We start from the raw sequence: 9,184 nt of genomic DNA on the forward strand, positions 1-9,184 counted from the left end.
CAGGTTAATAAAGAAAATTACCGCATAAAACTTTTAATAAATGCTCTTGAACTTATTATTTACAATAACGAAACCAGAACTATGTTTGTCCGTGATGATGAACTGGGAGAATTATAAATGAAGCGAAAACAGAAAATTAAAATAGCAGTTATTTCAATCATTGCCCTGATTGTATTATTTGTCCTTTTGCATGTGGCAAGAAATTTTTTTGCAGAAGATGACATCAGTAATGTAACCTACAAAATTCGTCAGGAAAAATATGAAAACGTAATTGATGTTGCAGGTGTAGTTTCTGCAGCACAGGAACAGACCCTTCAGGCTCTTTCTGATGGTACTGTTGTTGCCGTTTACGTAAAGCAGGGAGACCATGTTAAAAAAGGTGACATGATTATTCAGCTTGATGATACAACCCAGCAGTACAATCTTGCCAAGCATGACTATGAGATGGAAACAACAAGAATCAGTGGTTCAAAAAAAGAACTTGCCTTAATGGAAACAGAAAGGCTTTCCCTTGTTCAGAAAATTACAGAGCGTAAAGTTACTGCAACCTTTGATGGAATTATTGCAGAGATTGATGTAGCCGTAGGTGATTCCCTTGAAGCAAAGGATTCAGTTGGAACTCTTGTAGATGTTTCTTATCTCCTTGCAGAAGTAGAAGTCGCAGAAACAGATGTAGCTAAACTTGTAAAAGACCAGGAAGTTGAATTTACTTTTCCTGCATATTCAGAAACTGTAAAAGGTTATGTTACAGGCTGGCCTGCAATTGGCGAAGTAACAAGCCGCGGTGCTACAGTTGTAAATGCAATCCTCAGAATTGATTCACCTTATCCGGAAGAAATTCTCCCTAACTTTTCTTTTAGCGGAAAGATAAAGATTTCTCCAGATGAAAATTTCTTAATCGTAGAAAAATATGCCATTGGCCGTGACGGAAAAAATGCCTACGTTGTAAAAAAAGATTCAGAAGAAAAAATAGAAGTTATGGTCAGGCCTTATGATACTGATTACGTAAAGATAGAAAGCGGTGACGTAAAGGCCGGTGATGTTCTTAAGGCTCAGACTTCTGCTGCAAAATCAGGTCAGCAGCGGGGAGTAAAGATTAATAAAAAGAACAGTAAGGATAGTAAAAATGACATGGGAGGCATGGGTGCAGGCGGACCTCCTCCAGGGGGCTTTTAATGGCTGAATCTGTTATAAGTCTTGAACATGTAAAACGCAGCTACATTATGGGTGATACCGAAGTAAAAGCCTTAAGGGATGTTTCATTTAATATCAGTCAGGGAGAATTTGTTACAATAATGGGGCCTTCCGGTTCAGGAAAATCTACCTGTATGAATATGATTGGCTGCCTTGACCGTCCTACAGATGGCATCGTAAAAATTAACGGTAAGGAAACTCACCGTATGTCAGAAAAAGAACTTGCTGTTTTAAGAAATCAGACAGTAGGTTTTGTTTTTCAGCAGTATTTTCTTTTACCTTCAATGACAGTTCTTGAGAATGTAATGCTTCCCCTCCGCTATGCCGGAATTGAACATCACGACAGGGTGACTCTTGCAAGTCAGGCTCTGGAAAGGGTAGGTTTGTCAGACCGTCTTCATCATCATCCAAGTGAACTTTCCGGAGGACAAAAGCAGAGGGTTGCCATAGCCCGTGCCACTGTTACAAAGCCAAAAATAATTCTTGCCGATGAACCAACCGGTGCCCTTGATAGTGAAACAGGAAAATCTGTAATGAAACTTTTCTGGGAAGTTAATAAAAGTGGAACAACAGTTGTAATTGTAACCCATGACCCGAGAGTTGGTGCTGCTTCCAACAGATGTATAAAAATCTTTGACGGCTTGATTCAGGAAGATTTTACCCAGCAGCCACAGGAGCTTTAATATGCTGGAAGATTTTATAAATGCCTTTGCAAATTTTAAGCGTAACAAAATCCGTACCATACTTTCTCTTTTAGGAATTATCATTGGTGTTGCATCCGTAATTGTAATCATGAGCATGGGTACAAGTTCAACGCAACAGATTCAGGATACCTTTGGTTCCAATGGGCTTGATATGGTAAGCGTGTCTTCCGGTTTTAAAAGAAAAAAGAGGGAGGCAATTTCCCTCTTGTTTAATGAATCTTTCCGCCAGGATTTATTCAATAGAGTAGAGAATATAAAAAAAGTCTGGTACAAAAATACCTGCAGCATGACCCTTTCTTACGGAGATACAAGTGTTTCAATTACCGGTACTGCTGTAGAAACAGATTACCTGCAGGAGTATGGTCTTAAACTTAGCGCTGGAGATTATTTTACTGTTACGGATAATGTAATGGGTACTCAGAAAATAATCCTCGGCAGTGAAATTGCTACATCTCTTTTTCCAAACGGTGATGCTGTAGGAAAAGTTGTAAATGTTGTAGTAAGCAAAGTTTCCTTTAGCTTTACGGTATGCGGCGTAATGAAGGAACAGACTTCCGGTATGGAAAACACAACGTCAGGCGCTTATATAACCAGAGGCTTTTATTCCAAAAAAATAAAGGCTAATCCTGATGCAGCAACAATTATGGTTCAGGCTGTATCAAAAGAAAAAACAACTGAGCTGGTAACAACAATTACTGAATATTGTGAAGAAGTCAGCGGCACGGAAGGTTCTGTTAATGTAACTTCAATGCAGACAATAATAGACCAGATAAGTTCCATTACAAATACCATGAGCATTATGCTTTCTGCCATAGCTGCAATTTCTCTTTTAGTAGGCGGTATTGGTATTATGAACATAATGATTGTTACAGTAACAGAGCGGCGGCAGGAAATAGGAATCCGCAAGGCTCTTGGTGCCAGTCCGGCAGTTATCCGCCAGCAGTTCCTGATTGAATCAGCAAGCATAACTTTAATGGGAGGAACAATCGGAATAATCATAGGCATACTCGTAAGTCTTGCAGTTGAATTTGTCCGCTCCCTTTCTTTTGTTATCAGCTGGCAGTCCTGCATAATAGCCTTTGTATTTTCCGTTTTTGTAGGAATATTCTTTGGTTTAAGTCCTGCTTCCCGTGCAGCAAAGCTTGATCCTGTTGCAGCTCTTGCATGATAGCTGTGATTTTGTGTAATTGTATTTTTCGGCACTTATTTTTTAAGCTCCTTGTATAAAAAAGAAATTTATTTATACTGAATTATACAAACGATGGCGTTTGACCTTAGGGCGTATTGTCTTTAAGGTCAAACGCCATTTTTTTTGTATTCAGGAGGTTTAGGCTGTGAAAACTTTGTATGAATCAAGCTTTGAACATGACAACTGTGGTATTGGAGCTGTTGTAAATATTGATGGTCATGCTTCAAGAAAAATCGTGGATAATGCACTTTCTATTGTAGAAAAACTTGAACATCGTGCAGGAAAGGATGCTACAGGAGAAACCGGTGACGGTGTAGGAATCCTTGTTCAGATTTCCCATGATTTCTTTAAGAAAGCTGCTCATAAAATTGGAATTGAATTAAAAGATGAACGTGATTATGGCGTAGGAATGTTTTTCTTTCCTCAGGATGCTTTTATTCGTGCTCAGGCTCAGAAAATGCTGGAGTCCATTACAGAAAAAGAGGGCATGAAGTTTTTAGGCTGGAGGGAAGTTCCTGTAAACGCAGATGTTCTTGGAAAAAAAGCCAGGGACTGTATGCCTTGCATAATGCAGTGTTTTATTGAACGCCCTGAATCATGTCAGAAGGGAATAGATTTTGACCGCAAGCTTTACATGCTCCGCCGTCAGTTTGAACAGACTAAGTTTGATACATACGTAGCTTCTTTTTCCAGCCGTACAATCGTTTACAAGGGAATGTTCCTTGTTCAGCAGTTAAGGACTTTCTATTATGATCTTCAGAGTGAAGAATATGTTTCTGCCCTTGCAATAGTTCACTCACGCTTTTCTACTAATACAAATCCAAGCTGGCAGCGTGCTCATCCTAACCGCTTTATCGCCCACAACGGAGAAATCAATACTATCCGTGGTAACGTTGACAGAATGTTTGCCCGTGAAGAAAAACTTGTTTCAGAAAAATTTACAGAAAGCGAAATTAAAAAGATTCTTCCTGCAGTAGATCAGACTGGTTCTGACTCTGCAATGCTTGATAATACCCTTGAGTTCCTTACCATGAACGGAATGCCTCTTCCTCTGGCAGTAATGGTTTGTATTCCTGAACCATGGAAGCATGATGATTCAATGAATGGAGAAAAGAAAGATTTCTATCATTACTGGGCAACCATGATGGAACCTTGGGACGGACCTGCTGCCATTCTCTTTAGTGATGGTGATGTTCTTGGTGCAACCCTTGACCGTAACGGTTTAAGACCAAGCCGCTATTATATTACAAAAGACAACTGCCTTATTCTTTCTTCAGAAGTTGGTGTACTTGATATTCCTGAAAACCAAATCGCAGTAAAATCCCGTCTTATGCCTGGACGTATTCTTCTTGTTGATACAAAACAGAAACGTCTTATTTCTGATGAAGAATGTAAAAAGCAGTTTGCCAGCCAGCATCCATACGGTGAATGGCTTGATCAGAATCTTATTCACCTCAGGGACATTGCAATTCCTAATAAAAAGATTCCTGTTTACACTCAGGAAGAACGTGACATTATGTACCGTGCCTTTGGCTGGAACTATGAAGATGTAAACGAAATGATTCTTCCTATGGCAAAAAATGGTGTTGAACCAACAGGTGCCATGGGTGTTGATACTCCTCTTGCAATTATGAGCGAAAAGCATCCGGCTCTCTTCCGCTATTTTAAACAGCTCTTTGCTCAGGTAACAAATCCTCCTATTGATTCCCTGAGAGAAAAAATTGTAACAGATACAACTGTTTATGTTGGAACAGATGGAAACCTCCTTGAACCACAGAGCAAGAGTTGCACTGTTCTGGAAATAGACAATCCTATTTTAACCGGTGTAGACATGATGAAGATTAAGGCCCTTAACAAACCGGGCTTTAAGGCTGCAACTGTAAGCCTTCTTTATTACAAGAACACTTCTCTAGAAAATGCCATCAACAATCTCTTTAACGAAATCGATGCCCAGTACCACAAGGGTGCAAACATCATCGTTCTCAGCGACAGGGGTGTTGATGAAAGTCATGTTGCAATTCCTTCTTTACTGGCAGTATCTTCTGTTGAACAGTATCTTATCCGCACAAAGAAACGTACTTCAGTTTCTATCATTCTTGAAAGTGCAGAAATCCGTGACGTACATCAGAGTGCAATGATTTTAGGTTACGGTGCCCGTGCAATTAATCCTTACCTTGCCCATGAATGTATCGCTGAACTTATTGATCAGAAACTTCTTGATAAAGATTATCACACAGCCATTGATGATTATAACAAGGCAATTATTAACGGTATCGTAAAGATTGCTGCAAAGATGGGTATCAGTACAATTCAGTCTTATCAGTCAGCACAGATTTTTGAAGCTGTGGGAATTGATAAATCTGTAATCGACAAATACTTTACTAACACAGTAAGCCGTGTTGGAGGAATTACCCTTAAAGAAATAGAAGAAGACGTAAACTTCCATCACAATCACGCTTTTGATCCTCTTGGACTTACAGTTAATACCCACCTGGACAGTACAGGTAATCACAAGTTCAGGAGAGGACCTACCTGCGAAGACCATCTTTATAATCCGGAAGTTATTATTGCCCTTCAGGAAGCAACCCGCAGCGGAGACTACAGCCGCTTTAAGGAATACACAAGTCTTGTTGACGATAATTCTCACCCTCACACTTTAAGGGCTATGCTGGACTTTGACTTTGCTTCTGCTAAAGAGATTCCAATTAACGAAGTAGAAAGCGTAGATGAAATCGTAAAGAGATTTAAAACCGGTGCCATGAGTTACGGTTCAATTTCTGAAGAAGCCCACCGCTGTATGGCAATTGCAATGAATCATCTTCACGGAAAAAGTAATTCCGGAGAAGGTGGAGAAAAACCTGAACGTCTTGGAACAGAAGCAAACTCTGCAATTAAACAGGTTGCTTCAGGCCGCTTTGGTGTTACAGAAGAATATCTCTTAAGTGCAAAAGAGATTCAGATTAAAATGGCTCAGGGTGCAAAACCTGGTGAAGGCGGACATCTTCCTGGTAAAAAAGTTTATCCTTGGATTGCTAAGACCCGTTATGCAACTCCAGGTGTTTCACTTATTTCTCCTCCACCACATCATGACATTTATTCTATTGAAGACCTTGCTCAGCTTATCTATGACTTAAAGAATGCAAACAGGGCTGCCCGTATTTCCGTTAAGCTTGTAAGTGAAGCAGGGGTTGGAACAATTGCAGCTGGTGTTGCAAAAGCCGGTGCTCAGGTAATCCTTATTTCAGGACATGACGGCGGAACAGGTGCTGCTCCAATTTCTTCAATTCATCATGCTGGTCTTCCTTGGGAACTTGGTCTTGCAGAAACACATCAGACACTTATTCAGAACGGCCTTCGTTCAAGAGTTGTAATCGAAACTGACGGTAAACTTATGAGCGGACGTGACGTTGCAATTGCAGCCCTTCTTGGTGCAGAAGAATTTGGTTTTGCTACAGCTCCTCTTATTACAATGGGTTGTGCAATGATGAGGGTTTGTAATCTTGATACCTGTCCATTTGGTGTTGCAACTCAGAACAGTGAATTAAGAAAGCGCTTCCCAGGTAAACCTGAGTATGTAGAAAACTTTATGAAGTTTATTGCCCAGGAACTTAGGGAATACATGGCAAAACTTGGTGTTCACAATCTTGATGAAATGTGCGGAAGAACTGACCTTCTTAAACTTAAAGACAAGCAGGGATTTAAGAGAGCTGCCCTTGTTGATTTAAGCCGCATCATCGGATACAAGCCTGAAGCCGGAGTAAAGTCTCACTTTGATATGAATGATGTTTACGACTTTGGACTTGAAAAGACAATTGACGTTAAGGATCTTCTTAAAGCCTTTGAAAAAGTTTCTAAAAATAAGAAGGGCCAGTTTAGCGTAAAAGTAACATCCACAGACAGAACCATGGGAACTATTCTTGGAAGCGAGATCCAGAAAAAATTCGGCAGCAGCCTTGAAGATGATTCCTTTGTTGTTAACGCAGAAGGAGGAGGTGGACAGAGCTTTGGTGCCTTTATTCCAAAGGGACTTACCCTCCGCCTTACAGGAGATGCCAACGACTATCTTGGTAAGGGACTTTCCGGTGGAAAAATTGTTGTTAAAAAAGCAGATGCCTTTGCAGGTAATGCAGAAGACAACATTATCATAGGTAACGTTGCCCTCTTTGGTGCTACAAGCGGACAGGCTTACATCAACGGTATTGCCGGAGAAAGATTCTGTGTACGTAATTCAGGAGCTACAGTTGTTGCAGAAGGATGCGGCGACCATGGTCTTGAATATATGACCGGTGGAACTGCAGTTATTCTTGGAAAAACAGGACGTAACTTTGCCGCAGGTATGTCAGGAGGAACAGCATACGTTCTTGACCTTAACCATGACCTTTACCACCGCATTAACAAGCAGCTTGTAAGCATGGAAGAAGTAACAGATGAACATGATGCTTCTCTTCTTAAAGGCATAATCGAAAACCATCTTAAAGAAACAGGCTCACAGCTGGCAGAAAAAATCCTTAAGGATTACCAGTCTTACTTACCTCACTTTAAGAAAATTATTCCTAACGATTACCGCAAGATGCTTTCAGAAATTGGTAAGGCAGAAGAAAGGGGACTCAATCACGATGAGGCTGTGCTTGAGGCATTTTATACAACAACCGGTCAGAAAAAGGTCGGCTGATTAAACTAAAAAATGCAGGAGAATACTAATGGGAAACCCTACTGGATTTTTAACATATACAAGAAAAGAAAATAACACAGTTGCACCTGATTTGCGTGAACTTAACTTTAAGGAGTTCCATACTCCCCTTGATGAAAAAGAAAGACGCCAGCAGGCAGGTCGCTGCATGAACTGTGGTGTTCCAATGTGCCAGAGTGCAATTAAACTTGCAGGAATGGTAACAGGCTGTCCTCTTCATAATTTTATTCCTGAATGGAATGATGCCCTTTACCAGGGACAGTTTGACATGGCAGCATGGAGGCTTTTAAAGACATCCAGCTTTCCTGAATTTACAGGAAGAGTTTGTCCGGCCCTCTGCGAAAAAGCATGTAACTGCGGAAACGGCGGAGACATAAAGGATGCAGTAACTGTACATGACAACGAACTTTTTATCATAGAAAAGGCCTTTGAATCCGGTTACATGAAGCCACAGATTCCTAAAGTACGTTCAGGTAAAAAAATTGCTGTTGTAGGTTCAGGACCAGCCGGCCTTGCAGTTGCAGATCTTCTTAACCGCCGCGGACACAATGTTACTGTGTTTGAACGTGATGACAGAATCGGCGGACTTCTTATGTATGGTATTCCAAACATGAAGCTGGACAAATCTGTAATTGACCGCCGTGTTAACCTTATGAAGGAAGAAGGTGTTGAATTTATTACTGGTGCAGATGTTGGGGGAAGATCAAAGGATTCTGTAAAGGCAGACAAGCTTCTTGAAGAATACGATGCAGTTGCCCTCTGCTGTGGTGCAAAAAAAGCCCGTCCTTTATCAGCTCCAGGGAGTGATGCTCAGGGAATCTATCCTGCAGTTGAATTCCTTAAAGGAGTTACAAAGAGTCTTCTTAATTCAAATCTTGAAGACAAAAAATATGTAGACGTTAAAGGTAAGCATGTAATTGTTCTTGGTGGTGGTGATACAGGAAACGACTGTACTGGAACAAGCATTCGTCTTGGAGCTGCCAGCGTTACTCAGATAGAAATGATGCCTTGTCCTCCAAAAGAACGTCAGGCAAATAATCCGTGGCCACAGTGGCCTAAAGTCCTTAAGACTGATTATGGTGCAGAAGAAAGCATTCATAAGTTTGGACATGACCCTCGTGTTTATGAAACTACAATTAAAGAAGTTCATGTTCAGGATGGGAAGGTAAACGGAATTACAACTGTAGAAGTTGAATTCAAAATGGTAGACGGAAAAAGAACTCTCTGCGAACGTAAGGGTTCAGAAAAAGAACTCCCTGCTGATGTAATTCTTATTGCTGCAGGCTTCCTTGGTGCAGAAGAATATACTGCAAAAGCCTTTGGTACTCCTCTGTCTCAGAGAAATACTGTTCTTGCAAAAGAAGGTTACAGCTACCGCACTGATGTAGAAAAAGTATTTACTGCAGG

5 protein-coding genes are annotated in these 9,184 nt (G+C 40.7%); all 5 read left to right on the forward strand.

The window, feature by feature from the left end:
• Positions 1-117: 117 nt before the first annotated feature.
• A complete protein-coding gene (locus K6D58_RS06935) occupies positions 118-1,176 on the forward strand; it encodes an efflux RND transporter periplasmic adaptor subunit (protein WP_296828953.1) in 1,059 nt (352 codons plus the stop codon).
• On the forward strand, positions 1,176-1,877 hold the full coding sequence (locus K6D58_RS06940; protein ID WP_296828955.1) for an ABC transporter ATP-binding protein: 702 nt from the start codon (positions 1,176-1,178) through the stop codon (positions 1,875-1,877). The genes K6D58_RS06935 and K6D58_RS06940 overlap by 1 nt, the downstream gene beginning before the upstream one ends.
• Before the next feature lies 1 nt (position 1,878).
• Complete coding sequence (locus K6D58_RS06945; protein WP_296828957.1) at positions 1,879-3,066, forward strand: ABC transporter permease; 1,188 nt, start codon at positions 1,879-1,881, stop codon at positions 3,064-3,066.
• Positions 3,067-3,232: 166 nt separating this feature from the next.
• Positions 3,233-7,759: a glutamate synthase large subunit gene (gene gltB / locus K6D58_RS06950; RefSeq protein WP_296828959.1), complete on the forward strand. Its 4,527-nt coding sequence runs from the start codon at positions 3,233-3,235 to the stop codon at positions 7,757-7,759.
• Between the two features lie 28 nt (positions 7,760-7,787).
• Positions 7,788-9,184, forward strand: a 1,397-nt coding sequence (locus K6D58_RS06955) for a glutamate synthase subunit beta (protein WP_296828961.1), incomplete at its 3' end; no start/stop codon positions are given.

This window comes from Treponema sp., from assembly GCF_024696245.1.
Classification (GTDB): domain Bacteria; phylum Spirochaetota; class Spirochaetia; order Treponematales; family Treponemataceae; genus Treponema_D.

What these genes read in the sequence shown, in the direction of transcription:
- K6D58_RS06940 (WP_296828955.1), top strand. Translation starts at nt 1,176, where the DNA reads ATGGCTGAATCTGTTATAAGTCTTGAACATGTAAAACGCAGCTACATT.
- K6D58_RS06935 (WP_296828953.1), top strand. Translation starts at nt 118, where the DNA reads ATGAAGCGAAAACAGAAAATTAAAATAGCAGTTATTTCAATCATTGCC.
- K6D58_RS06945 (WP_296828957.1), top strand. Translation starts at nt 1,879, where the DNA reads ATGCTGGAAGATTTTATAAATGCCTTTGCAAATTTTAAGCGTAACAAA.